Below are 554 nucleotides of genomic sequence, written 5' to 3'. Positions count from 1 at the left end.
CGTCGAAGTCGGTGCCGGGCGTGAAGCTGTAGCTGCCGTCGGCGTTGAAGCTCAACGCGCCATTGCCTTGGCCCACGCCAGTGTCGAGCGCGTAGCTGGCGATGGTGCCATCGACATCGGTCGCGGCCGGGACTTGACCGGTTAGCGCGGTGTTCTCACCGGTGGTTTGGGTATCAGCGACGGCGACCGGCGCATCGTTGGTGCCCGTGACGGTGATGGTGACGGTCTTGGGTGCACTGACGCCGCCATCGTTATCGATAGCGGTGTAGCTGAAGGTCACGTCGCGGCTCTCGCCGGTAGCCAAGCCGTCGAAGTCGGTGCCGGGCGTGAAGCTGTAGCTGCCGTCGGCGTTGAAGCTCAACGCGCCATTGCCTTGGCCCACGCCAGTGTCGAGCGCGTAGCTGGCGATGGTGCCATCGACATCGGTCGCTGCCGGCACTTGCCCACTGAGAACGCTGTTCTCGCCGGTAGGCTGGGTATCGGCGAAGGCGACCGGTACGTCGTTGGTGCCCGTGACGGTGATGGTGACGGTCTTGGGTGCACTGACGCCGCCA

1 protein-coding gene is annotated in these 554 nt (G+C 65.3%); it reads right to left on the bottom strand.

What is annotated here, in order from left to right; all coding sequences use genetic code 11:
* The coding region (locus tag BTW08_RS18665; protein ID WP_210403282.1) for an Ig-like domain-containing protein at nt 1–554 on the bottom strand (554 nt) is incomplete at both ends.

The organism is Salinicola sp. MH3R3-1, from assembly GCF_001937155.1.
Taxonomy (GTDB): domain Bacteria; phylum Pseudomonadota; class Gammaproteobacteria; order Pseudomonadales; family Halomonadaceae; genus Salinicola; species Salinicola halophyticus.
The sequence above is the reverse complement of the archived record's forward strand: the minus strand, read 5'-3'. Positions and strand labels throughout refer to the sequence as shown.